The sequence below is a fragment of the Flammeovirga sp. OC4 genome (assembly GCF_000812565.1).
In the GTDB taxonomy this organism is placed as follows: domain Bacteria; phylum Bacteroidota; class Bacteroidia; order Cytophagales; family Flammeovirgaceae; genus Flammeovirga.
In genome coordinates this window covers 1-319 of the sequence record NZ_JTAM01000211.1, presented here as the reverse complement: position 1 = coordinate 319, position 319 = coordinate 1, and the positions used below count along the sequence as shown (strand labels likewise).

Genomic DNA, 319 nt, shown 5'->3' with positions numbered 1-319 from the left:
ACGAATTTCAATATTCCTATTGAAGGCAAAAAGGAAGTACATGCAAATTTTCAGAAAGGGAGTAATGAACAAAAAGCATTACTCCCTAACAAGGATTTAAAAGCGGTTTATACGCCTATTAATAAGCAATTAAACCTTCCACAATACCCTAAACAGGATTGTTGCAGTGGTGTTCAAAACAGTGAGTTTTCCGAGTCGGAGGAAATCAAAAAAGTGACAGCAGACATTCTGAAGGCATATAAAAAAGGGAAAGAGCTTTCAATGGCTGATAAACATGCATACTTGTTAGGAGTAGCTACCGCAAAGGAATTGTACCAGG

1 protein-coding gene is annotated in these 319 nt (G+C 37.3%); it reads left to right on the top strand.

Annotated elements, in window-relative coordinates; all coding sequences use genetic code 11:
* A partial coding sequence (locus tag PL77_RS32240) for a hypothetical protein (RefSeq protein ID WP_044213825.1) occupies positions 1 to 319 on the top strand: 319 nt, incomplete at both ends.